General features: G+C 64.6%; 25 protein-coding genes. 13 read left to right on the top strand and 12 right to left on the bottom strand.

Going from position 1 to position 24,482, the window contains the following annotated elements; translation table 11 throughout:
* Positions 1–38: 38 nt before the first annotated feature.
* The 12 genes from J3S28_RS01510 to J3S28_RS01455 all read left to right on the top strand — a co-directional run bounded on the left by J3S28_RS01510 (position 39) and on the right by J3S28_RS01455 (position 11,195).
* Positions 39–416, top strand: a complete 378-nt coding sequence (locus tag J3S28_RS01510) for a Zn-ribbon domain-containing OB-fold protein (protein WP_207836432.1) — start codon at positions 39–41, stop codon at positions 414–416.
* Entirely contained in the window at positions 413–1,564 is a 1,152-nt protein-coding gene (locus J3S28_RS01505; protein WP_207836424.1) for a thiolase family protein, read from the top strand. The genes J3S28_RS01510 and J3S28_RS01505 overlap by 4 nt, the downstream gene beginning before the upstream one ends.
* Positions 1,561–2,769 carry an acyl-CoA dehydrogenase family protein gene (locus tag J3S28_RS01500; protein ID WP_207836422.1) on the top strand — a complete coding sequence of 403 codons (1,209 nt, stop codon included), beginning with the start codon at positions 1,561–1,563 and terminating at the stop codon, positions 2,767–2,769. Before J3S28_RS01505 ends, J3S28_RS01500 begins: the two co-directional genes overlap by 4 nt.
* The gene (locus J3S28_RS01495; RefSeq protein ID WP_207836407.1) at positions 2,766–3,734 is read left to right on the top strand and encodes a phosphotransferase family protein; all 969 of its coding nucleotides are present in this window, start codon (positions 2,766–2,768) and stop codon (positions 3,732–3,734) included. The genes J3S28_RS01500 and J3S28_RS01495 overlap by 4 nt, the downstream gene beginning before the upstream one ends.
* A gap of 24 nt (positions 3,735–3,758) precedes the next feature.
* Positions 3,759–4,961, top strand: a complete 1,203-nt coding sequence (locus J3S28_RS01490; RefSeq protein WP_207836404.1) for an acyl-CoA dehydrogenase family protein — start codon at positions 3,759–3,761, stop codon at positions 4,959–4,961.
* On the top strand, positions 4,958–5,716 hold the full coding sequence (locus J3S28_RS01485) for an SDR family NAD(P)-dependent oxidoreductase (protein WP_207836367.1): 759 nt from the start codon (positions 4,958–4,960) through the stop codon (positions 5,714–5,716). Before J3S28_RS01490 ends, J3S28_RS01485 begins: the two co-directional genes overlap by 4 nt.
* 16 nt (positions 5,717–5,732) lie before the next feature.
* Positions 5,733–6,521 carry an SDR family NAD(P)-dependent oxidoreductase gene (locus J3S28_RS01480; protein WP_207836365.1) on the top strand — a complete coding sequence of 263 codons (789 nt, stop codon included), beginning with the start codon at positions 5,733–5,735 and terminating at the stop codon, positions 6,519–6,521.
* Complete coding sequence (locus tag J3S28_RS01475) at positions 6,521–7,606, top strand: NAD(P)-dependent alcohol dehydrogenase (protein ID WP_207836361.1); 1,086 nt, start codon at positions 6,521–6,523, stop codon at positions 7,604–7,606. Before J3S28_RS01480 ends, J3S28_RS01475 begins: the two co-directional genes overlap by 1 nt.
* Before the next feature lie 17 nt (positions 7,607–7,623).
* Positions 7,624–9,117 (top strand): class I adenylate-forming enzyme family protein, encoded by a 1,494-nt coding sequence (locus J3S28_RS01470; protein ID WP_237341001.1) that lies wholly within the window; start codon positions 7,624–7,626, stop codon positions 9,115–9,117.
* Between the two features lie 40 nt (positions 9,118–9,157).
* Positions 9,158–9,781 carry a TetR/AcrR family transcriptional regulator gene (locus J3S28_RS01465; RefSeq protein ID WP_207836356.1) on the top strand — a complete coding sequence of 208 codons (624 nt, stop codon included), beginning with the start codon at positions 9,158–9,160 and terminating at the stop codon, positions 9,779–9,781.
* Positions 9,782–9,852: 71 nt separating this feature from the next.
* On the top strand, positions 9,853–10,182 hold the full coding sequence (locus J3S28_RS01460) for an EthD domain-containing protein (RefSeq protein WP_207836352.1): 330 nt from the start codon (positions 9,853–9,855) through the stop codon (positions 10,180–10,182).
* Positions 10,179–11,195 (top strand): MBL fold metallo-hydrolase, encoded by a 1,017-nt coding sequence (locus tag J3S28_RS01455; RefSeq protein ID WP_207836349.1) that lies wholly within the window; start codon positions 10,179–10,181, stop codon positions 11,193–11,195. The genes J3S28_RS01460 and J3S28_RS01455 overlap by 4 nt, the downstream gene beginning before the upstream one ends.
* 35 nt (positions 11,196–11,230) lie before the next feature.
* On the opposite strand, the gene J3S28_RS01450 is transcribed toward J3S28_RS01455, so the two are convergent.
* The 12 genes from J3S28_RS01450 to J3S28_RS01395 form a co-directional block, all read right to left on the bottom strand.
* The gene (locus J3S28_RS01450; protein ID WP_207836339.1) at positions 11,231–11,995 is read right to left on the bottom strand and encodes an SDR family NAD(P)-dependent oxidoreductase; all 765 of its coding nucleotides are present in this window, start codon (positions 11,993–11,995) and stop codon (positions 11,231–11,233) included.
* A gap of 23 nt (positions 11,996–12,018) precedes the next feature.
* Positions 12,019–13,635: an ABC transporter permease gene (locus J3S28_RS01445; RefSeq protein WP_237341000.1), complete on the bottom strand. Its 1,617-nt coding sequence runs from the start codon at positions 13,633–13,635 to the stop codon at positions 12,019–12,021.
* Between the two features lie 110 nt (positions 13,636–13,745).
* The gene (locus J3S28_RS01440) at positions 13,746–14,909 is read right to left on the bottom strand and encodes an ABC transporter ATP-binding protein (RefSeq protein WP_207836334.1); all 1,164 of its coding nucleotides are present in this window, start codon (positions 14,907–14,909) and stop codon (positions 13,746–13,748) included.
* Position 14,910: 1 nt separating this feature from the next.
* Positions 14,911–15,690 carry an SDR family NAD(P)-dependent oxidoreductase gene (locus J3S28_RS01435; protein WP_207836332.1) on the bottom strand — a complete coding sequence of 260 codons (780 nt, stop codon included), beginning with the start codon at positions 15,688–15,690 and terminating at the stop codon, positions 14,911–14,913.
* A 47-nt stretch (positions 15,691–15,737) separates the two neighbouring features.
* Complete coding sequence (locus J3S28_RS01430) at positions 15,738–16,775, bottom strand: ABC transporter substrate-binding protein (protein WP_207836329.1); 1,038 nt, start codon at positions 16,773–16,775, stop codon at positions 15,738–15,740.
* An 82-nt stretch (positions 16,776–16,857) separates the two neighbouring features.
* Positions 16,858–17,550 (bottom strand): alpha/beta fold hydrolase, encoded by a 693-nt coding sequence (locus J3S28_RS01425; protein WP_207836325.1) that lies wholly within the window; start codon positions 17,548–17,550, stop codon positions 16,858–16,860.
* 145 nt (positions 17,551–17,695) lie between these two features.
* Complete coding sequence (locus J3S28_RS01420) at positions 17,696–19,030, bottom strand: FAD-binding protein (protein ID WP_207836322.1); 1,335 nt, start codon at positions 19,028–19,030, stop codon at positions 17,696–17,698.
* A 111-nt stretch (positions 19,031–19,141) separates the two neighbouring features.
* A complete protein-coding gene (locus J3S28_RS01415; protein WP_207836310.1) occupies positions 19,142–20,095 on the bottom strand; it encodes a glycine-rich protein in 954 nt (317 codons plus the stop codon).
* Positions 20,096–20,268: 173 nt separating this feature from the next.
* Positions 20,269–21,330: a sulfate/molybdate ABC transporter ATP-binding protein gene (locus J3S28_RS01410; protein ID WP_207836308.1), complete on the bottom strand. Its 1,062-nt coding sequence runs from the start codon at positions 21,328–21,330 to the stop codon at positions 20,269–20,271.
* Positions 21,327–22,055, bottom strand: a complete 729-nt coding sequence (locus J3S28_RS01405; RefSeq protein WP_207838075.1) for an ABC transporter permease — start codon at positions 22,053–22,055, stop codon at positions 21,327–21,329. The genes J3S28_RS01410 and J3S28_RS01405 overlap by 4 nt, the downstream gene beginning before the upstream one ends.
* 74 nt (positions 22,056–22,129) lie before the next feature.
* Entirely contained in the window at positions 22,130–22,894 is a 765-nt protein-coding gene (modA, locus tag J3S28_RS01400) for a molybdate ABC transporter substrate-binding protein (protein ID WP_207836296.1), read from the bottom strand.
* On the bottom strand, positions 22,891–23,295 hold the full coding sequence (locus J3S28_RS01395; protein ID WP_207836293.1) for a TOBE domain-containing protein: 405 nt from the start codon (positions 23,293–23,295) through the stop codon (positions 22,891–22,893). Before J3S28_RS01395 ends, modA begins: the two co-directional genes overlap by 4 nt.
* Before the next feature lie 149 nt (positions 23,296–23,444).
* On the opposite strand from J3S28_RS01395, the gene J3S28_RS01390 reads away from it, so the two are divergent.
* Complete coding sequence (locus J3S28_RS01390) at positions 23,445–24,260, top strand: VOC family protein (protein WP_207836290.1); 816 nt, start codon at positions 23,445–23,447, stop codon at positions 24,258–24,260.
* Positions 24,261–24,482 lie beyond the last annotated feature (222 nt).

Genomic DNA, 24,482 nt, shown 5'->3' with positions numbered 1-24,482 from the left:
GCTGACGATCACCACCACTTCGGAGAGGACAAAAAGAGATGGGCGATAAGCGAACCGCGGTGCTCGACGGCAGCAAGTGCACCGTCTGCGGCACAGTCGCATTCCCGGTGAACGAGATGTGCAGTCGATGTGCGAGCAGAACCACGACCGCGGTCGAGCTGAGCACGCACGGAGTCGTCTGGGCGTACACGATTCAGCGGTTTCCGCCCAAATCTCCGCCGTATATCCCACCCGTCGAAGGTTTCTCGCCCTTCGCGGTGGGATATGTGGAACTCCCCGAAGGAATCAAGATCCAAGCAATCCTCGATTGTGACGACTTCGCCGAACTGGATCGAGCACCGGTGAGCCTGGTCTCCATCTCACCGGTGCCTCGGTTCGCCGTCGGCACCACCGGAGTGTCAGGAGCCGGCCGGTGACGCAGACTGTTTCGATCATCGGCGCCGGGCTGTCCCAGTTCGGTAGGCAGCCGGGCGTCACCGGGCGCAAGATGGCGGTCACCGCGATCGGAAACGCACTGGACGACGCGGGTCTCACCTGGCCGGACGTCCAGGTGGCCTTCGGCGGAAGCGACGGATCCGGCCTCGCCGATACGCTCGTCGCCGAGTTGGGCTTCACCGGCATCCCGTTCACCAACGTCAAGAATGGTTGCGCCACCGGCGGTAGCGCGCTGTTCTCTGCGGTCAACGCGGTGCGCGCCGGTGCTGCGGACATCGCACTCGCGGTGGGATTCGACAAACATCCCCGCGGCGCCTTCGACCCCACACCGGCCGAATGGGGCCTTCCCGAGGGGTACGGCGAGGCCGGACTCATGGTGACGACACAATTCTTCGGCTCGAAGATCGAGCGATACATGCACCAACACAACATCTCCCGGGAGACGTTGGCCCGGGTCGCCGCCAAGGCGTACCGCAACGGTGTCCTCAATCCGAACGCGTGGCGCCGCGAGGCGATGTCGGTCGAGGCCATCGCAGGCGCCGACATGGTCAACGACCCGCTGACCCGGTACATGTTCTGTTCCCCGGGTGAAGGCGGAGCTGCCGTCATCGTCGCGAACGAGGCCGCAGTCCGACGACTGGGTGGACGCCCGGTGCAGCTGCGGGCAATCACGCATCGCACCAGACGATTCGGCTCCTTCGAGGTCTTCAGCCCCGCGGTACAGGGTGAGGGCGAACCTCCCAGCGTCAGCGCCGATGCCGCGAAAGCCGCCTTCGAACAAGCCGGCGTCGCACCGTCGGACATCGACGTCGCACAGCTCCAGGACACCGAGAGCGGCGCCGAGATCATGCACATGGCCGAGTGCGGCTTCTGCGAACCAGGCGAGCAAGAAGAACTCATCGCTGCCGGCGCCACCGAGATCAACGGAAGCATACCTGTCAACACCGACGGTGGATGTATCGCCAACGGTGAGCCGATCGGCGCGTCCGGGTTGCGACAGGTGTACGAGATCGTCACCCAGCTGCGAGGCGAAGCCGGTGCTCGCCAGGTACCAGGCTCACCCACAACGGGATTCACCCATGTCTACGGCGCACCCGGCATCAGCGCCTGCACGGTGCTGTCGGTATGACCGCCCAGCAGAGCATCCCCGGACTCGGGCAGTTCACTGCAGACGCGATCGCCTGGTTGCAGAGCGTTGCTGCGCCGCGCACCGAGGCCCCGTGGGGTCGCGGCGACGACTCGGTGTCGGTGTTCGAGAGCTGGACACCCGCCGAGGAGAGGGCCCATACCGACGCGATCTCCGAGTATGAGCGCGCGAAGTTCGACGCCGGCTGGGGCGCACTGTCGTCCCCTACCGAATACGGCGGCCGCGATCTCCCCCTCTCGTACACACTGGCGTTTCGCCGCGTCGAAGAGGGCTTCGACATCCCGAAACGCACCGAGATGTTCTCGGTGACACAACAACTCGTCGCACCAACCATTGCCCAGTGGGGCACTCCGGCACAGCAGGAACAGTATGTTCGGGCGATGCTGCGTACCGACCTGATCGCCTGCCAACTGTTCTCCGAAACCGAGGCCGGTTCTGATCTCGCCGCCGTCCGCACCCGCGCCGTCGAAACCGACGGGACGTGGACCATCGACGGACACAAGGTGTGGACCTCCGGCGCGAGCGTGGCAGACGTCGGTGTGGCGGTGTGCCGCACCGACCCGACCGTCGCCAAACATGCCGGGTTGACCGTGTTTCTCATCCCGATGGATGCCCCGGGCGTCACCGTGCGCCCGATCCGGCAGATGACCGGCGGCGCGTCGTTCAACGAGGTCTACCTGGAAGGTGTGCAGCTCGACGACACCTACCGGCTGGGCCCGGTCGGCAAAGGATGGCCCGTGGCGCTCACCGTCTTGGCCGCCGAGCGGCTCGATGGCGGAAACCTCGGACTCGCCAACGCCGATCAGGCAGTCGAGCTGGCCCGCAACCTGGGCCGGCCCCTCAGCGACCTGGAGAAGGACCGCGTCGCTGATCTGGTGACCCGCAGTTACGTCCAGCGGATCAGCAACATGCGGGTCGCGGGAGCGGTGGTCGCCGGAAACAATCCCGGACCGGAGGCGTCTCTGGGCAAACTACTGGCGACCGACACCATGGCCCGCACCTCCGAGGTCGCACGTCTACTCCTCGGGCGCGACCTGACGTCGGACTCCGGCGAGTGGGGCACCTTCGCCTGGTCCGAGCATGTCCTCGGTGCGCCCGGCTACAAGATCGCCGGCGGCACCGACGAGATCCAGCACAACATCATCGCCGAGCGTGTCCTCGGCCTACCCCGGGAGCCACGCCCATGACCGCGCCGACCTCACCGTCCCTTCGCGATCGCGTCGCCGACAAGCTCTTGACCGACTGCGATCTCGTGATGACGGGGTTCGAGACCTTGCCCGGCGGCCATTCCGGCCTGACGTACAAGGTGTCGACGTCCGGTGGCGACGTCGTGATCAAGGCCGTGCCCGAGGGCCAGCGCTCTATCGGCCGGCACGACATGCTGCGACAGGCAACCGTTCTGCAGGCTCTGGAGCACAGCGATGTGCCGGTGCCGCGGGTGGTGGCGGTCGATCGCACCGAACCCGCTTGGTTCGCAATGGAGTTCGTGCCCGGCGAGTCCATCGAACCGGTCCTCGACGATCCCGAGGTCGAGCCGGCGCTCGCCGCGAGCCGGATGCGCCGGGCCGCCGAGATCCTGCCGCGACTGCACGACATCGACTTCACCGTGATCGAGGGCATCAACGATCCGCTGACCCCGGCCGCCGAACTCGAGCGGTGGGCTCGCACTCTGGCTGCCGTGCCGCCGGAGTTGGTCGTCGGCGGAGACAAGCTGTTGCAGCTTCTCCAGGACTCCGTGCCGGCGCCCATCAAACCTGCACTGGTGCACGGCGACTACCGGCTCGGCAACATCCTGTCTCGAGGCTCCGAACCGGTTGCACTGATCGATTGGGAGATCTGGAGTGCGGGCGACCCCCGAGTCGAACTCGGTTGGTTCTTCGTCTTTGCCGACGGCAGCAACTTCCCCGACGTCGGCCGTGAGGTGTCCGGACTGCCCTCGACCGACGAGCTGATCGACCTCTACACCGACGGTGGCAGGCCCCTCCCCGATCTCACCTGGTTCGACGCCCTCGGCCGATTGAAGATGGCAGCCATCATGGGCCACAACCTTCGTCGGCATCGCGAGGGCCGACACCACGACCCCGATCAGGAAAAGCTGCCCGCCACCATCAATCGCCTGATCAATACCGGCACTGCCCTGCTCGACCGCTGACCTTCAACCCACAGGAGTTTCACCGTGGATTTCTCCTACTCCGCCCGCACCGAGGAACTGCTCATCAGCCTCGAGAGCTTCATGGACCAGCATGTCTATCCCGCCGAAAAGGTCTACGACGCCCAGATAGCCGCCAATGACAACCCCCACGAGCAACCGCAGATCATGCGGGATCTGCAGGCAAAGGCCCGAGAACTCGGACTGTGGAATCTGTTCATGACGCATGACGGCCTCGGTGCCGGCCTGACGAACCTCGAATACGCCCCGCTCGCAGAGGTCGTGGGCCGCTCCATCATCGGCAACGAGACCATCAACTGCTCCGCACCCGACACCGGCAACATGGAGATCCTCGCCATGTTCGGCACCGAGGCTCAGAAAGAGCAGTGGCTCAAACCTTTGCTGGACTGCAGTATTCGGTCCGCATTCGCGATGACCGAACCCGACGTGGCGAGTTCGGATGCCACCAACATCACCTCGACCATCCTGCGCGACGGGGATGACTACGTTCTCAACGGCCGCAAGTGGTACACCTCCGGCGTCCTGGACCCGGACTGCAAGCTCATCATCTTCATGGGCAAATCAGACCCCGAAGGCCCGACCTACCGGCAGCAGAGCATGATCCTTGTACCCGCAGACGCTCCCGGCGTCGAGGTCCTTCGCGATCTGCCGATGTTCGGCTTCAAAGACCGTCTTGGACACGGCGAAGTCCAGTTCACCGACGTACGGGTGCCCGCGACGAACATGCTCGGCGCCGAGGGCGACGGATTCGCCATCGCGCAGGGACGACTCGGCCCCGGCCGCATGCACTACGCCATGCGCGCCATCGGCATGGCCGAGCGCGCACTCGAGATGATGTGCCGCCGCTCGATCGACCGCGTTGCGTTCGGCGGACCGCTGGCAAGCCAGGGAGTGGTCCGGGAGTGGATCGCCCGGAGCCGCATCGAGATCGATCAGATCCGTCTCCTCGTCCTGAAGTCGTCCTGGTTGATGGACACCAAGGGCAATGCGTCGGCGCGCTCCGAGGTCGCGGCCATCAAAGTATCGGCCATGGAGGTCGCGCACAACGTGGTCAACCGCGCCGTGCAGACCTTCGGAGCCGCCGGGGTCAGCGACGACACGATCCTCGCCCGCCTACACGCCATCACCCGCGCGCTTCAGATCGCGGATGGCCCCAATGAAGTGCACCTGCGTACGATCGCCCGTCTGGAATTGAAGAAATACAAATGAGCACAGCGTATTTGGATGGCAAGGTCGCACTGGTCACCGGCGCCAGCCGAGGACTCGGACTGGCGATCGCCCGAGGGCTACGCGATGCCGGCGCCACCGTGATCGTCTCGAGCCGCAAACTCGACGCCTGCGAGGAAGCTGTCCGGAGCCTCGGCGATTCCGGACCCGGCAGCGCTCACCCGTTCGCACTGCACGTCGGCAAATGGGAGTCGATCGAACCTGCCGTCGACGAGATCATCGCCACGTACGGCAGCCTCGACATCGTCGTGAACAACGCTGGAATCGCTCCGCTCGCCGAGAATCTGGTCTCGGTGACAGAGTCTCTGTGGGACAAGACCATCGAGGTCAACCTCAAAGGGCCGTTCCGGCTGATGGCAGTCGCCGGTGCACGTATGGTGGCCGCCGGCGGCGGTTCCATCATCAACATCTCCAGCATCGGAGCGGTACGACCGAGTCCGCCCGAGGCGATGTACGCCGCGGCCAAGAACGGACTCAACGCCCTGACGATGGCCTATGCGCAAGAGTACGGTCCGACCGTTCGCGTGAACTGCATCATGCCAGGCGGATTCGCCACCGACATGGCCGAGAACTGGGACGATGAGTTCGTCGGCAAGATCGTCGACCGCCTGCCGGCCGGGCGTCTGGGCAATCCCGACGAGATCGCCGGCCTCGTGACACATCTCGCGGGCGACGCCGCGGGATACACCACCGGCGCCGTCATCCCGGTCGACGGCGGCCGGACCGCGGTCTACTGAGGACGAGGGGAAGACATTGACAGACAACACATCCGTCGCGGTACCGACGCCCGCAGAGCTGTTCGATCTCAGCGGTCGGGTCGCCGTTGTCACGGGTGCATCCTCGGGCCTCGGCCTCGGATTCGCCCGGATCCTCGCGGCAGCGGGTGCCACTGTGTACGCCGCCGCCCGGCGACTCGAGCGACTCGAAGAACTGGCCGCAACCGACCCCCGCATCGTCCCGATTCGGTGCGACGTCACGGTGGATGCCGACCGGAAAGAACTTGTCGACCGCGCGCGACGCGACTTCGGGCGCCTCGACATCCTGGTCAACAACGCCGGCCGTCCCGGTCCCCCCTTCGCCGAGGACGAGACCGTCGACGGCTTCAACTCCATCCTGGAGCTCAACCTGGTGGCGGGGTTCCATCTGGCTACCTATGCCGCAACACAATTGCCCGAGGGCGGCAGTGCGTCCTTCATCAACATCTCCTCGGTGATCGGACTGGTGTCCACGGCGCCGATCGGGGGCGCCAGCTACGCGGCCTCGAAGGCAGGCACGCTGGGCCTCACGCGCGAACTCGCCGGCCAATGGGGACGCCGTGGGATCCGAGTCAATGCGGTCGTTCCAGGGTGGTTTGATACCGAGATGACCGATGGTTTGTTCGAGAACGAGAAGTCCGCCGGCTGGGTGCGTCGTAACACCATGCTGGGCCGCGGCGGCGTCGACGGCGAGATCAATGGCGCTGTCCTGTTTCTCGCGTCCGACGCGTCGTCGTACATGACCGGCCAGACCCTTGTCGTCGACGGCGGATGGACCGCCCGCTGATGTTGGCGGTACAGCTCACCGCGTGGGGCGAATCTCCACAGTTGCGAGAGGTTCCGACGCCGGAACCCACGGGTGATGAGCTTCTCCTCGAGGTCGGTGCCGTCGGCCTGTGCCGCTCGGATCTCCACGTCATGGACGCCGGCGCCGGCCGATTCGACTACACGCTTCCCCTCACCCTCGGCCACGAGGTCGCGGGGACAGTGGTGGCGGTGGGCAGTTCGGCCGACGAGGCGTGGGTCGGCGAATCAGCTGTTGTCCACGGCATCTGGTCGTGTAGGCGGTGTCGCAACTGTCTTCGTGGCCGCGAGAACTACTGCCTGCGGCTGGCTCCACATGCCGATGGCCGGCTCGCGCGGATCGGGAACGGCCTCGGCCATCCCGGCGGGCTCGCCGAGTTCATGCTCGTCCCCTCAGCCGACGTCCTGGTGCCGATAGGTTCGCTCAGCCACGCCGAGGCAGCACCACTCGCGGACGCCGGATTGACCGCCTGCCATGCGATCCGGACCAATGCCGACCTGGTCGACGAGCACACCGTCGCGGTGGTGGTCGGTATCGGGGGGCTCGGCCACTTGGCGCTTCAGATCCTTCGTGAGCTGGGTGTCACGCGGATCGTTGCGGTGGACACCCGGGCCGAGTCTCTGGATCTTGCGCTGACACTGGGCGCACTCAGCTCCCATCCCACCCTCGACGATGCGACATCCGCCATCCGCGCCCTGGGCGGTGCCGATCTCGTATTCGACTTCGCCGGCGCACCGACCACCGTCGGACCGGCCGCGCGCCTGCTCGCACCCGGTGGCCGAATGGTGATGGTCGGCAGTGGCGGCGGCAGGCTCACCATCGGCAAAGACGTCGGGCTGGTCAACGGCTGGCAGGTGAACGCACCATTCTGGGGAACCAGAGCCGACCTCGAAGCCGTCGTCGACCTGGCGACCCGGGGCCGCCTCCACGCCGAAACCGCGACCTACCCTTTGAGTGAGGCCGCCGACGTATACCGGCTGCTGCGCACCGGCTCGATCGCCGGGCGCGCAGTGATCACCCCGTCGACTCCCCAACACCAACGCATCGAGAAAGAGACAGCGCAGTGAAGATTCTCGCCCAGGAGATGCTCGCACGAGCCGCGTCGGCGCCCGATTCGATCGCCGTCATCGACGATCTCGGGCACCACAGCATCGGCAAGGTCGTGTCCGCGGCGCAGTCGTTGGCGGACCGGATCGCGAGTATCGACGCGGGCGCTCCCACGGTCCTGATCCAGGCCGACAACACCTGGCACACAGTCGCAGCCGCACTTGCCGTCGGCCTTCGCGGTGGCGTGGTCGCTGTCTTCAGCCCACATGCCGCCGAGTCCGAGTTCGAGCTGGCGATCGACGACATCGATCCGGACCTCGTTGTCGCCGAGCCGACATCGATGGCCCACTGGGCGGTCTCGGACACCGCGTTCCCGATAGTCCACGACACCTTCGAGACGAATCGACTCCGCGCCCGCAGTAGCTTCCGAGACGTCGAACGATGGAACGGTGGCACCGCAATCGCGATGACCTCCGGATCGACAGGGCGTCCCAAATGTGTTGTGCAGTCCGAGGAAGCGATCCGCTACGCCTGCCAGAGCACCATCGACACGGTCGGCCTGCAGCCCGGAGAACCGATCGGGGCCTTTGTCCCACTGTCCTCGGTGGCCGCGTTCTGCTTCGGCATGTACTTTCCCGCCTACCTGGGCGGGACGATGGTCTCGGTCGGCAAGTGGTCACCGGCCGTCGCGCTGGAGGTGATGGCTCGTGAACGCGTCGCGTGGACGATGCTCGTTCCGACCATGGCGCTGCAGCTGTCGGTGGTCGAAGGCGCCGAGGGCACGCTCTCGTCGATGCGAGCGATGACGATCGGCGGTGGCCCGATGAACGAACGGACACTCCGCCAAGCCGAAACCCACCTCGGAACCACCTTTTTGCGCGTTTTCGGAATGTCCGAGTGTCTGGGCCACACGACCCCGCAACTCGATGATCCGCCGGCGATCCGGCTCGGCCGAGACGGTCGGCCCTTCCCCGGGACCATCGTTCGTGCGGTCGACGGGGTCGGTGTCCCGGTGCCTGCCGACGAGATCGGCGACGCTCAGGTCAAGGGTCCGTCACTGTTCGTGGGATACGCCCGCGGCGGCACCCCGACACCACCGGAACTGACCGCAGACGGATTCTTGCCGACCGGTGACCTCGTCGAGGTTGCCACCGACGGGTCGATCCGGGTGATGGGCCGGCAGAAGCAGATCATCATCCGCGGTGGCCGCAACATCGACATCAACGAGCTCGAAGCGGCGATCGCTTCGATCCCTCAGGTGGTACAGGTCTGTGTGGTGCCCGTACCCGATGATCTGCTCGGGGAACGGGCAGCGGCACTCGTGGTCACCGGGGGTCCGCAGTTGGCCCTCCACGACGTCACCGAACAGCTGGCGAAGTCAGATTTCCCCAAATTCAAGTGGCCTGAGTACTTGTTCACGGTGGAGGATCTGCCACAGAATCGGGTCGGTAAGCTGTCCCGGCCAGACGCTGTGGGGCTGGCATCCCGGCTGGTGGCACAAGTCGACCCGAGTTCAGCTCAAACGCGGTAGCGTGGGTGATCGATGTACATGACGATATCCGGGGGACACGATGACGGTTGATGCCACTGTGAAGCGCGAGAGCCCGCGCTCCAAGCGAACTCGCATTCTCTCTGCCGCCATCGACCAGTTCGGCAAGGTCGGCTACGAACACACCAAATGGGCGTCGATCGCCGACGAGGTCGGCATCGGCCAGACCGCGCTGTACCACTACTTCGAATCGAAGGCGCATTGCCTTCTGACCATCATGCGTCTCGAATTGGCCGATTCCGTCGAGCGATTCGACGCGGCGACGGCCTCACAGTCCGATCCCGAAGAAGCGCTACGCGCCGCGATCACGGCGGCGTTGGAGGCCTCCCCCACCGACGCCCTTCAGCGCCGAATCCTTCAGAACCACATGGACTTGCTGGCGACACCCCGGCAATCCGAGAAGGAAGAAGCCGAGCGGATCCGCTGCCGCGAACTCGTCCAGGAGATCGAGGTGAAGTGGACCGCCCTCATCGCCTCCGGGATCAAGAGCGGCGCCTTCATCGACGACGACCCACGCATGCTGGGGCGACTCGTCCTACCCCTCATCATCAGCGTGTGGCGCTGGTATCGGCCGGAGGGGAAGCTGACCCTCGACGACATCAACGTCACGGTGACCAACGCAGCCTTGAGGATTGTACGGCCCTAATTCGGCATCGGACGCATTCACTTGGCTTTCGCGGCACCCCTAAATCGACCCAAATTCAGTTAGGAGAACAGATGTACAACCTGATCGTTCTCGGCACGAAGCCGAGCGCCTGGACCCACGAGCAGTTCATCGACTGGTGGCGCGGGGAGCACGCCGAACCCACCTACAAGCTCCCAGGACTCCTGCGCTGGCAGCACACCGACCTCCAGGAGACCTTCGACGACAAGTCGGCCGGCTGGGATGGACTGTCGGTACTGAGCTTCGAGTCTCCCGACGCGCTCAAAGCCGCTCTGGCGAGCCCTGAATGGAAAGAGGCGGTCTCCAATGTCGGCGACATGGGTGGGCGGCGCATGATCTGGTACGGAAGCGAGCAGACGATGGTTCCGCTCACCAACCCATGACGATCACCTGGTCCGACCCCGGTTGCTTCCCTGTCGCCGACGGTGTCCATCGGATTCCTCTCCAGATGCCCGGGGACGGCCTTCGAGCGATCAACGTCTACGTCCTCGAGACCGACTCCGGTCTCGCACTCATCGATGGCGGATGGCATCGCGAGACCACCTACACGGAGATCACCGCCGCCCTGGCCCGGATCGGACGGAACGCAGACGAGATCCACGACATCTACGTGACCCACGTGCATCGCGATCACTACACGTTCGCCGTCGAACTGCGTCGCAGACACGGATGCCGGATCCATCTCGGCAGCGCCGAGGTCGTCGGCATCGACGCCATCGCCAGACTGGGCAGCAACGTACCCGAGAGCTCACTGCGCGAACTGAACCGAGCCGGTGCGCCTCTGATAGCGGAGCAAGCGTACAAGGACTCCGTCGGTGAGCCATTCGTCGCGGCCGACTGGGAGCGGCCGGACAGCTGGTTGTCGGAGGGTCCCCTGGTCCTGCCCGGTCACAACCTGGTCGCAATCCATACGCCCGGGCACACCAAGGGACACATGGTGTTCCATGACCTGGATCGCGGCGCGACCTACACGGGCGACCATGTGCTGCCGACGATCACCCCGTCCATCGGGTTCGAACTCGGGGACTGGGACCTTCCGCTGGACAAGTACCTGCGATCGCTGCACCTGATGCTCGACGACCGCGACCGGATCATGCTGCCGTCCCACGGGGACACAGGCTCAGGAGTCCACGCGCGCGTCCGCGAACTGCTCGCCCATCACCAGAGGCGTTTTGCTGCAACCATGGCCGCCGTGGAACGGCTGGACTCCGGTACCGGACTCTCTGTTGCGCGAGCACTCACCTGGACCCGCCGCGAGCGACCGTTCGACACTCTCGACAACTTCAATCAGATGGTCGCCACCTGTGAAACGTTGGCACACCTCGATGTACTCGCTCACCGCGGGAAGCTCCTGGTCGAAAACCAGGACGGGGTGGACGTCTTCACAGTGCGATGACGACATCCACCCCGATCCTGCGGCGATGAACCCGCTCAAGCAGCGGTCCATCCCCCGTCGACGTTCAACTCACTGCCGGTGATGAACGTGGCGTCGTCACCGGCCAGAAATGCCACGGCAGCCGCCACCTCGGCGGCCTTGCCCAGTCGACCCATCGGTGTGTTCGCCAGCATTGCCTGATGGCGCTCGGTGCCCTCATAGCGATCGAGCAGCTGCTGCGTTTCGATGAACCCGGGATGTATCGAGTTGACCCGCACGCCCTTTGTGGCCCAGTACAGGGCCGCGTTCTTCGTCATCGTCCGAACGGCGCCCTTGGCGGCCGCGTACGCAAAGCTGTTCCCCAACCCGCCGACGGTGCCGAGAATCGAGCAGATGTTGACGATCGATCCGCCCCCGGACCGCTCCACCAAGGCTCCCGCGTGTTTCATTCCGAGCCAGGTGCCTGTCTGGCTGACCTCGATGACGCGGTTGTAGCGATCCAGGTCTTCGTCGACCACCGATCCCAGACTGCCGATGGCACCGTTGTTGATCACCGCGTCGAGTCGTGAAAAGCGGTCCGACACCGTGGAGACGACCTCGGACCATTGCGGTTCCGACGCGATGTCCAGACCGAGAGCCTGGTGCCGATCCGGTTCGTCGAGTCCCGCGATCAGCGTCCCGCACCGTTCGGAGTCGAGATCTGTTGCCACCACGACTGCGCCCTCCGAGGCCAGCCGCCTGACTATCTCGACACCGATTCCCCCGGTCGCACCGGTGACCAGCACCACCTTGTCCTGTAGCCGCGATCGACCATCATTCATTGCGCCGTATACCTTTCCGAATGTCACAGCTTGCTGAGCACGTTTCGGCCGCCGATCAGCATGGCGATCGCCACACCACCGGTGGTCACCGCGGTCATCAGCAGCGCCATCGCCGCCACCAACGGATACGTTCCGTTCTGCCACATGTCGAACAGCAGGGTGCCCATGACCTGGGTGGTGGACGCGCGCACCAGAAGTGACGCCGCGAACTCGTGGGTGAGCAGGATGAACATCAGTGCCACCGCGCTGAGAATCGTTGGTCGCATGAGCGGCAACATGATTCGGATGTTGGTCACGAATGGCGAGGCACCGCTCGTAGCCGATGCTTCGGTGTATGTGTTACCGAGCGACAGCATCGCGGTCATCTGCATACGGGTCGCGAACGGCAGCATCAGCACGATGTAGACCAGGATGATCACCGTCCGGGTGCCGTAGAGAATGAAGGGCGGCTCGGTGTAGGTCAGCAGGAACCCGACACCGAAGATCACTGCCGGAATGCCCAGGGGCAGCGCGGTCATCAGATCGCCGATCAACGCCAAGATCTTGAAGCGCCGACCCCGGACCAAAAGATTTGCCATCACATATCCGATGGGCACGACGATGACGACCGCACCCAGCGAGGTGACGACGCTCGTGACAACGGATTCGACGATCGCATCTGTGCGGAACAGCTCACGAAAGTTGTCGAGGGTGAACAGACCCCACGACAGCGACCCGGACCAATACGGGGTCAACGAGACGATGATCAAACCGACGAGCGGTATCACCAGTGCGAAGAGCGCGAACAGCGAGATGGTGACCGTCGCCCAGGTGCCCTTGCCGGTCGGCGGCGCGAACGCCTTGCCGCCGTGGGTCACGAAGCGGGTCTGGTTGCCCAGCATCAGTTTCTGGATCAGCACCAGCGCGATGCCGAAGATCACCAGCGGTGAGCCGGCCGCGGCGGCGGCCGCAAAGTCGGATGGCGATTCCGACACCCGGCGGTACATCTCGGTGGTCAAGACCTTCACACCACTGTTCTGACCCAGCAACAACGGTCCGGTGAACTGTCCCAGTCCGAGCAGAAACGCGATGCCACCGCCGTAGATCAACGACGGGCGAAGCAGTGGCAGTACCACCTTGAAGAACACACCGACCGTCGACGATCCGCTGACCTGGGCGGCCTCCAAATGCTCAGAACTGATGTTCTGCATCCCTGAGCTGACGAAGAGGTAGACAAACGAGGTGAGCCCGAAGCCGGTGAGGATGATGATCCACGGCACGGTGTAGACGTCGATCGGCCCGGTATCGGATCCACTCCACCAGGGCAGCTTTCGGAGAAGGACGTTCAGGTAGCCCGGTCCGGGCGACAGCAGGAACGCCCAGCCCACGATGTTTGCGACCGCAGGCATGACGATGGGAAGAATGGGGATGATCCGCAGGAATCCCAGTTTCGCCGGCAGCCTGCTCGCGGCGAAGGCCAGGAGCGTGCCGAGCACCAGGGCAATGACGAGGGACCCCAGTGCCAAGGCGATGGTGGTCCAGATCGTCTCGGCGATGTCGAAGCGACCATATGTGGTGCGATACCCCTGTCCACCGTTCTCGAACGCCAGGAGCTGCAGTCGTATCATCGGCAGGAGAACAAGATAGGCGAGTATCGCCATCAGCGCCCCGTACCAGATGCGGCTCCGCCAGTGTGCAGGTATCACCGCGCGTGACGGCCGCCCGGAAGACGCCGAGGGTGGTGATTCGGGTTCTGCGGTGAGCGTCGCCATCAGACCGTCTCCTTGGCACGGTTCGGCGCCAGCTCTGCTGCCGCCAAGCGGTCTGCATCGTCGCCGGCGAACACCCGAAGAGCCGATGGGGAGAAGCTGACCACCATCGGTGCACCTGGTTTGCTCTTCCGCAGGGCCGCACTGTGTTCGGACGCCGCAGCGCGCAGAGTCAACTCTTCGCTGCCGCTCTTGACTGTGACATCAAAATGCCGGCCGCCGTATTCATAGGTCACCAATTCGGCATGCAGGGCGACGTTACCGGCGGGCACCTCGGCCATCGATTGATGCAGGAGCAGGTCGTCCGGGCGGAAGCGCGCAACGGCCGACGTACCTTCGTCGGCCAGACCGCGGACCACCGAGTGCCGCAGATCGATCGGGTCGTTAGCAGAGGTGATCCAGCCGTCGTGGCCACGCCGTAGCTCGAGTCGGTTTCCCATTCCGATGAAAGCCGCGACGTACTCGGAGACCGGATTCTCGAAGACGTGCTCGGGGGCGTCGTATTGTTCGATCTTGCCGGACTTCATGATCGCCAACCGATCGCCGAGCGCGAACGCCTCGGCCTGATCATGCGTGACGAAAACTGCTGTGAATCCTAGGTTCTGATGCAGCTGATGGATCTGCGACCGCACCTGATCACGGAGTCGTGCGTCGAGGTTGCTCAGGGGCTCGTCGAACAGCACCAGATCAGGTTGTGCGACCAGTCCACGCGCCACCGCGACCCGTTGCTGTTGTCCACCGCTGAGCTGTGATGGGAACCGGTCGAGCAGTTTTCCGCAATCGACCATCCCGGCCGCTGCCTCGACCGCGCCGTCGGCGATGGCCTGCTTCATCTTCCGGACCTTCAGCGGGTACTGGATGTTCTTGCGTACCGTCATATGCGGCCAGAGCGCATAGGACTGGAACACCATGCCGATGTTCCGCTTGTGTGCCGGAACATTGACGTGCTCTCCACTGTCGAACATGATCCGGTCCTTGAAGGCGATCGTGCCGTCCTGCGGTGTCTCCAGACCCGCAAGGCACCGTAGCGTCGTGGTCTTGCCGCAGCCGCTGGGGCCGAGCAGGACCAAGAACTCGCCCTCCTCGATCGTCAGGTCGAGTTGGTCGACGACCACGTTCGATCCATAGGTCTTCGTCAGACCGGAAACTCTGAATTCTGAGGTCATCTCATACCTTCTGCGTTGATTTCTTAGGTGTGCGGACGCCGGCGGCGGTACCGCCGTCCACGAGCATGTCGGTGCCGGTGACGTAGCTGCTGTCGTCGCCGGCCAGGAAAAGAATCACCTTCGCGACTTCGGCCGGCGTACCGCGTCGCTGCATCGGGATGCTTCTCACGTACGCCTCGACGTCGTCGGCGGCGAAGTCGGCCGAGGCTGTGATCGCGGTGTCGATACTGCCCGGGCAGACTGCATTGACCCGGATCCCGCGATCCGCGAGCTCGAGAGCTGCGACCTTGGTCAGTGCGCGGACGCCGAACTTCGACGCACCGTAGGCGCCGAGCTCTGCGGTGGCCAATACTCCCCGTAACGAAGCGAGGTTGATGATGGAACCGCCCGCCGACATCGCACCGGCCGCGGCTCTGATCCCGAGAAAGGTGCCGGTCAGATTCAGGTCGATCATCGCGCGAAACTGATCGAGTGAGGTCTGCACCAACGGCGCCTTGATTGCGGCGCCGGCACTGTTGACCAGAACGTTGAGGGACCCGCGCTGCGCTATCTCGGAAACAACTGTGATCCAGTCTGATTCCGATGTGACGTCAAGGTGACGATAGCGGGCGCCTTGGCCCAGTTCGTCTGCGAGGGCACACCCTGCCACATCGTCGACGTCGGTCAGCCAGACAGTCGCGCCTCGGCGCGAGAACTCCCGTGCACAGGCGCCCCCGATCCCTTTCGACGCACCGGTGATCAGCACGTCAGTTCCGGAGAACTGTGGCGATGTGGTGTTCATGGCGTCCTTTCGCATGTCAGGATCGGGGGCCTGTTGGCGGTGTTCTATCAGCCCTGGAAGAGCTTCTGCCATTGTTCGGAGTACTGCTCGACCTTCTCGGGAGTCAGCTCGGCGACATCAGGGGACGCGATGTCTTGGGCTCGTGCGACCGCACCCGGGATGTCAGGCAGGGCAGCGGCATAACCCGTATTCAGTGCCGTCTGTCCCTCGGCGGTGGCCATGAAGTCGGCAAGAACCTGTGCGGCGTTGGGATGCGGAGCAACTCCGACGACCTGGCTGTACCACGGCGTGCCCCACGGAGTGGGCGGAAGCTTCCAGTTCACGGGTGCACCTGCGTCGACCTCGGTGACGAGCGGTTGCACCGACGGGGAGACAACTACTTCGCCCGACGTCAACGCCTGCGCCACACCGAGGGCGCTGGGGTAGACACGGGGTTCGAGCGCTGCCAACTTCTCCCAGTAGTCCTCACCGTATGTCTTGGCGTAGTACCGATACAGATCGACGTAGGAGGCGATCCCGGTCGGATTGACGATGCCGATCTTGCCTTTGTACGCGGGATTCAAGATGTCTTGCGGCGTGGTCAGGCCTCCGGGAACGGCATTGGTGTTCCAGCCGAGCGCGAACACGGCCGCGCTGGTGAGGAAGAACCGATCGTTGATGACACTCTTGTCCGGTTCGTAGGCCGGCGCTTCCAGCGCGGGGCCGAGCAGGTCGGCGGAGTACGCACCGGAGTCGGCCGCGTTCTGGATCCACCCGGCGTCAGTCAGCATGTGAACGTCCGCGATGCCTTTGCCGGTCTTGTTCTCGGTCTCGATCCGCGGATTGATCTCGGCGTCGGTGCCGCGGACGAAATCCATTGATATGTCCGGATATTTGGCGTTGAAGGCCGCCTTCAGCGCTTCCAGGTTCGCCGGCTTCTGGCTGGAGTACAGCATCACGCTGCCCTCCTTGTTCGCCGCGGCGACGACGTCGTCCCAGCTGCCCTCCACCGGACCGGAGGAGGAAGAGCTGCCGCCGCAGGCCGCCAGGCCGAAGGTTGAGGCGGCGATCGCTACTGCTGCAATCGCTTTCGTGAGTGATCTCATTGTGCTTGAACTTTCTGTCCCGAACCCCGGGTGAGGTTCTCGTCGATTAGAGGTCGAACGGTGAAACCGGTGAAACCGGCGGTCAGCTGATGTGATCCAGCGTCTTCGCGAGCGTCTCCGGCATCGAGATCATCGCCATGTGGCCCGAGTCGAGGTGCAGTGTTTCTCCTCCCACCAACGCCGCCGCCCTGGCTTGCAGGTCTGGGGTGTAGCAGGCGTCCTGGGAGAGCCGAATGTAGGTTCGCGGCACAGCCGCCTCGAGGCCGGAGAGGTCTACGGGCTCGGAGAGCAGCGCTGCCGCGTCGTCGACCAAATGACCGAGCGTCCACTTCGTTTGCTCCTCCGTCATGTCGTTGCAGAGCATCGCGGGAACGGCGGCGGGGTCCTGTCGATAGAGACCACCAACGATTGACTGCTCCACCGCCTCACGTACCCCGGGATCGATCCCGTCGATGACCCGCGTCCCCTCCGGCGGAACCACCGCCGACAAGAAGACGACGTGCCTGATCCGGTCGGCCAACTCGAGGAGGACCCTCGGCACGGAGACGCCGGCGAACGAGTGGGCGACGACGGTGATGTCATGCATGTCCGCGGCGCGGACGTCGTCGATGATCGCGGCTGCACAATCGTCCAGCGTCACCGTGCGGAGATCCTGCCCGGCACGCGTACCCCGGCCCGGCAGGTCGACGGCCACGGTCTGTTCGTTCAGCAGCGGCGCAAGGCGATCCCAGCACGTCGCACCCATACCGGCGCCGTGTACCAAGAGGTAGGACATGTCTCGCCTTTCGCCAAACTGAACTGATGTCAGTTTGAAACTTAATCGGGTTCGGTTGTGATGTCAATCACGAGAGGACACTAATTTGAACTGAATCCATTTCAATTTAGTACAGCGCACTGAACAGCTCATATGCACGGTCGAGTCAGGATCGTGACGCCGCCAGAGCAGTCTCGGCGGCCGCCAGCCCGAACACCAACGCGGTCGCGAGACCACCGGCGTAGGCGCGATTCCACAGCCCGCCTGTGTCTGAACCCGCTGCCAGCAAGCCTTTGATCGGCACGCCATCCGAGTCGAGCACCCGAGCCTGCGCATCGATCCGCACCCCGTAAAAGGGGAAGGTGATCGCCGGAGCCGCCTCGATCAGGTAATAGGGCGGCTCGTCGAGTGGCTGCCGGTCGAGCGCTCGGCCCGGTATCACTTCGGCCTGCCCGCCGGCCCGCCTGTTGAAGTCTGCGATCTGCTCGGCAATGGCCGGGCCGTCGTAGCCCCAGTCGTCGGGTAAGTACTCGAACTCCGACAAGTCCTCGGCCACACCTACCCGGCCACCCCGTTTGTCCGCCAAGGCGAACTTGTCGACGGCGACCGCCCCTTCTACGTACGAGGCGAGCATCCAGTCGCGATGGACGCGCTCATCGGCAATCAGCAGGCCGCGACTCTCCGGCTGGTCGAGAAGCGCCATCGTGGTGAGGTGGTCGCCCAACGTCTCGTCGACGAAGCGGTGGCCGGCGGTGTTGAACAGCAAGGCGTGTTCGCTGTAATACAGCGACAGATCGACGAAGTCGCCGGAGTCCGCGAACGCGACACCGGCGGGTATGAGGTGCCCGTAGAACCCCGCGTCGTCTACGCCGGCCGCGGCACCGGCATGCTGCGCGAGCCGAAGGCCGGCGCCGACACTGTTCAGGTTCGACCGCACTTGCATTGCTCCGGCGTCGGAGTGAACATACCGAGCCAGAAGGTCACTGTTGCCCTGGAATCCCCCGGTCGCAAGAAGTGTGCTCACCGCCCGGATGTCGACCGTGCCGACTTCCCCGGTCACCCGAGCCCCGAGCACATCGCCGGCCTGGGTCAGCAACGACTCGGTCTGGGTGTTCAGCAGGAGCCGCCCGCCGCTGTCGAGCACGACCCGCTTGCACGTGTCGACATAGTGGTTGGTGTCGAACTTGTGTCCTTGCCCGAAGCTCAGGATCGATTGCGGCTCAGCAACATCGACGCCCACCGAGCGAATCCAGCCGATGCCTCCTGCGAACCCGTCCACCAAAGCATCTCGCAAGATCGGGTCGCCCTTCGGATTGTGTTGCGCCATGACAGCGCGGTCTGGCGCGGTCCAGGCGTATCCGGCGAATCTCGCTGATCCACCCACCTCTGCAGCGACCTCCACGACGCACACGGACCTCCCCTCGGTGGCAGCTCTCGCCGCCGCGGTCAGACCGGCCATCCCGGCTCCGATCACCAGCAGGTCGTAAGAACGTTCGGGCACGTCATCGACCTTCCTGTGCCCTGGCAGGTAACTGAACTGATGTCACTTCAGTCACGATAGGTACACGGAAGCGTGATGTCAATCACGTCAGCGACGCCGGCGACCCCGGCCCTAGCTGCTCCCGAACAGCCCTGACAGCGGGTCGTCTGAACTCAGCCCGCCGCCCGGATCTTCGCCGTCCTCACCCCAGCGGATGACGACGAAACCATTTGATTTGTGGTTGTGATAGTTCCCGAAACGTGGATCAGTGCTGCCTGCCTTGACGTATGACGCTCCTCCGCCTCCGCCCCCGCCCCCTGTGGTGTTGAACGGTAGATGCGCGCCGTGACCTTTGCCGCCTCCGTTGTAGCCGCCACCGCCACCGCCTCCCGCACCGCCACCGTCCATGTCTTTCTGGATGTCGGTGCCGTCGCCGCCGTGCCGCGAGTTGTTGCATGCCGTATCGGGTGCTTGGCGGCCGCCGCAACCTTTTTCGCCACCGTAAATTCCCGAGCTCGGGTCCGGCACGCCATCGGTTCCGTCCGATCCTTGCTTGCCCGCATTGCCGCCATCGCCGCCGTCATTGGCGGCCGGGTCGCTGTCTCCGCCTGCTCCGCCTCCACCGCCTGCGACCACCAGGTAACTGGAGTCTTCCGCCGAGTGGTCTCCACACAGATGGTCGGTCGACTTGACCGCGCTGGATCCACCACCGCCGGCACCGGAGAAACCCAGTCCGTCACCGGGGCTCAGTCCGTGGCGACCGCCGTGCCCGTCGCCGTACCCGCCGTGTCCATGCCCCCATTGTCCGACTGTGACCACCACTTCGGTTCCGGCCGTCACCGCGACAGTGGCGGTGACCCGTGCGCCGAGGCCACCGTCGCCGGTCGAGCCGAAATTGCCGCCCGCACCGCCCACCGCCTCGATGGACAGCGCTGTCACTTCGTCTGGAACACAGAGGTACTCGCTGTGACCTGTGAAGGTGTAGACATGGGAGCCCGAAGGTACGGCGTTCGCGCCTCCCGCGCCCACGGCCACGACCGCCGACGTGAGGACCACGGTCGCGCCCAGCGATATCGCACGTCGCATCGAAGTACCTGCCATGACACGTCCCCTCGGATCAGAGCGGTGTGATCACCGAACCACCTGCTAAAGCGGTTTACACGGGAAGTCGGGTTATGGTGTCGGGTTTTGACAATCGCAGATCACGGATGGGCACCGCTTCCGTGGTGCTGCAGGTGCGATGTGCTACGGCGGACCGCTTATCTCGCTGCGTACACCGTCACCTCGGTCGCCTTGATCACCAGAAACACCTCGTCGTCGGCGACCAGCCCTAGTTCGCTCACTGCAGCCCAGGTGATCGCCGCGGTGACCACACCACCGTCGACCAAGCAGTCGACCCGCGCCAGATCTCCTTGTGGCACTACTTGCGTCACAAGGGCTTTGACGACATTCCGCGGACTCCCCGATGGCGGTTTCCGGTATACGGCCACCGCCCGTGGGGAGAATGCGGCCATCGCGGATGTACCCGCGGCCACCGTCTCATCGACCATCCCCGCGAGGGCGAACCTACCGGTCTCCACGACCCCGCCCGACCAGCGACCACCGATCAGGTTCAGTCCGGCCAACCGCGCCGCGAACTGATTGACCGGACTGGCGAGCAATTCCCGCACCGGCCCCTGCGCCACGATTTTGCCGTCACCGAGAATGATCGCCGAATCGGCCAGGGTCACCGCGTCGGCGACGTCGTGGGTCACCAGCAGGGTGGTCCGGGCGCGATCCTGCAGGATGCCCCGGAGCATCGAACGGATCCTGTGCACCACATCCACATCCAGCGCGCTGAAGGGTTCGTCGAGAAGCAGCAGATCGGGGTCTGCGGCCAGCGCCCGGGCCAGTGCGACCCGCTGCGATTGCCCGCCGGACAGCTGGGCGGGTCTGCGGTCGGCCAGATCGGTCGCATCGACCGCGTCCAGCCATCGTTTCGTCCGGGAGCGCACCTCGGCGCGCGGCATGCGCGCGGCGGCCGGGGCGAAGGCCACGTTCTGCGCCACGGTCAGATGCGGGAACAGCATGCCCTGTTGCGAGAGCAGTGCAACCCCGCGTTTATGTGGCGGCACAAATGTTTTCGCGCCGACGAGTTCGCGCGCCCCGACCGTCACCGAGCCGGAGTCGGGCCGGAGCAGTCCGGCCAGCATGTTCATCAGCGTGCTCTTGCCCGCACCGTTCGGCCCCAGGATCGCAACGGTCTGCCCGGCCGGGATCTGAATGCTCAGGTCGAGGAACGGCACTTCGCTGGCCAGTTCGGCGACGAGGTCCCCGGTCACAGGACCACCGCCCGCTTGGAGTCGCGCACATGCACCGCGATCACCACCAGCAACGCCACGGCAACCAATACGATCGACAGCGGCAGAGCCTGTTCGGGCTCGCTGATCGACTCCACGTAGATCGCAAGCGGCGCGGTCTGGGTGACGCCTTGCAGGTTGCCGGCAAAGGTGATCGTCGCCCCGAACTCACCGAGGGCTCGTGCGAAAGCCAACACCATGCCGGACAGCAGAGCGGGAAACACCAGTGGCATGGTCACTTTCCATAGCGTTCGCGTCGGGGACGCACCAAGGGTCGCCGCCACCTGTTCGTAACGGCTTCCGACACTGCGGAGTGCACCTTCGAGGCTGATCACCAGAAATGGCAGTGCCACAAAAGTCTGGGCCAGGATCACCGCGGTTGTCGAGAAAGCGATGTCGATCCCGATCGCCGACAACGGCTCGCCGACCAGACCGAATTTGCCGAAGGCATAGAGCAGTCCGATTCCGCCCACCACCGGAGGGAGGACGAGCGGCAGGAGCACCACCGACCGAAGCACGCGGACCGGCATACCGATTCGTCGGGCGAACACCATCGCCATCGGCACCCCGAGCACGATGCACAGCACCGTGCTGACCGCCGCGGTCCGTACGCTCAGCTTCAGTGCATCCAGCGATGATTCCGAGGTGATGTTGCCCCAGAAGTCATCCCACGGGGTGTTCGCCGCCAGTGCGATCGGCGGCAGCATCACGAGCGCCACTCCGATCGCGGCCGGCAGGTATAGCCAGGCCGGTACCGCCTTCAGTGCGGATCCGTCGTTGCTCAAGTCGCCGGACCAAAGCCCTGCGACTCGAGCAGCGAACTGCCCTTCGTGCCGAGCACCATGTCGACGAACTGTTGTGCGGCTTCTTTGTTCTTGGTCGCCGCGACGACGCCGATCGGATACTTGTTGACGACCGCAGCAAAGGCGGGATCGGACACGGAGGTGACGGTGTCGCCGGCACCGGCGGCATCGGTGACGTACACGAGACCGGCGTCGGCCTGTTTCGTCTGCACCTTGGTGAGCACACCGGTCACCGCCGTTTCCTCACTGACCGGCTTGATGTCGACACCGGCGTCCTTCTCGACCTCGGCGGTCGCGCTGCCACACGGCACGTCGACCGCGCAGATCACCGTGGTCACATCGGAATTCGTGAGATCAGCGAGACCCTGGATGTTCTCGGGATTGCCCGGCTGGGTGACGATCGTCAGGACATTGGTCGCGAAGATCCGGGGATCGGTGATCTTGTCCCCGAGCTTGCGCATGTTCTTCTCGTCGGCGGTGGCCAGCACGTCGACGTTCGCGCCCTGGTCGATCTGGGTGACCAGCGCCTGCGAACCGTCGAAGTTGAACTCGACCTCGATGTCGGGGTTGTCGGCCGAGAACTGCTCGGCGAGTGCCGTGAAGCTCTTCTTGAGCGATGCCGCTGCGTTCACCGTGAGCGTGACCTTCTCCGTATTCGAACCCGGCGCGCTCGACGAACACCCCACCGGTAACAGGGCCACCGCCACGAGGAGGGCGAGTGCGGCCAGACTTCTCGACCTCACTCGACGGGCCTCGTTTCCACGATCACGTTGGTCGCCTTGATGACGGCCGTGGCCACCGACCCCGGGCGCAGGTCGAGCTCGCGAACGGCGTCGGTGCTCATGAGGGATGTGACCTCGAAGGGTCCGCACTGCATGGTCACCTGGCTCATCACCGGATCCGACCTCACCTCGGTGACGAGTCCGACGAACCGGTTACGGGCCGACCGCACGACCGGCGCGTCGGCGCTCGAGAGCGCTGGCGCGCGCTCGCTGGCCAGACGCGCCAGATCTGCCCCGTCGACGACCTGTCTGCCGCTGTCATCGGTGTATGAACGCAGCTGATCCCCCGCGATCAACCGGCGAACAGTGTCATCGCTGATCCCCAGGAGTTCGGCCGCCTGCCGAATTCGCACTTCACTCACCTTCTGAGGTTCGACCGCCAGTGCGCCTGTGTCAAGCCCAATAGTCCGCACGTGCGGAGTTGTAGCCGCGACAACCTCTTGGCGATGAGTTCCGGCACCGGGCCCGGTCTATGCCTGTGACGACCTTCGAACCACACTAGGAGCCCGCCATGCCAGCCATCGACTCACATCCGGACGGTGTCGCCATCTGGATCGATCTCTCCAGCACCGAGCCGGATCGCGCCGCCACGTTCTACGGCGACCTGTTCGGGTGGAACCGGACCGAACCGGACGAGCAGATGGGCGGCTACTCGCAGTTCACCTACCAGGGCAAACTCGTTGCCGGCCTCGGACCGAAGCAAAGCCCCGACATGCCCGATTTCTGGTGCACGTACTTCCAGACACCAAACATCGAGGCCACCGTCAAAGAGGTCTCGACCTCAGGTGGCAGCGTCTTCGTCGAACCGATGGAGATTCCCAGTCAGGGGACGATGGCCATCGTGATGGATCCGGGCAGCGACCCGGCGTCGAACGGTGGCCGCAACGGCCACGGCGCAGTCTTCGGACTCTGGGAACCTCGTGAGCACAAGGGCTTTCAGCTCTACATGGAGGCCAATGCACCCTGCTACTTCGAGCTGCTGAGCACCGACTTCGCGAAGGCGGTCGAGTTCTACCCGGCGGTCACCGGGCGACAGACCATCACCCTCAGCGACACCGACGAGTTCCGTTACGCCCAGTTGAGTCTGCCCGAGGCCGAGCCGGGCGAGGGATACGCCGGCATCATGGACGGGCGCGGCTTCTTACCTGCCGATGTGCCCTCGCACTGGTCCATCTACATCGGCGTCGTCGATGCCGATGCCACGGCCGCACGCGTCGAGGAACTCGGCGGCACCGTCGTCGCCGCCCCGATGGACACCCCGTATGGGCGACTCGCGACCATCAGTGATCCGTGGGGCGCACAGATCAAACTGCAACAGGTGCCCTGATCCCGAATCCGCCCCGTCGGGTTTTCGATGCCCGGGACGATGAACACCGAGTGGACCCGCCACAGCTCTTGACTTCAAGTTCGCTTCAACTCGGAGGATGACAGAACCGATCTCGAGATGAACACCCGACGATATTTCCACGACAGATCCGTTGCGATCTGACTCGACGAGCAACTAGGAGAACAACGTGTCAACGCTCAGCAAGAAAACTGCTGGCCCGAT

The sequence above is a fragment of the Williamsia soli genome (assembly GCF_017377795.1).
Taxonomy (GTDB): domain Bacteria; phylum Actinomycetota; class Actinomycetes; order Mycobacteriales; family Mycobacteriaceae; genus Williamsia; species Williamsia soli.
The sequence above is the reverse complement of the archived record's forward strand: the minus strand, read 5'-3'. Positions and strand labels throughout refer to the sequence as shown.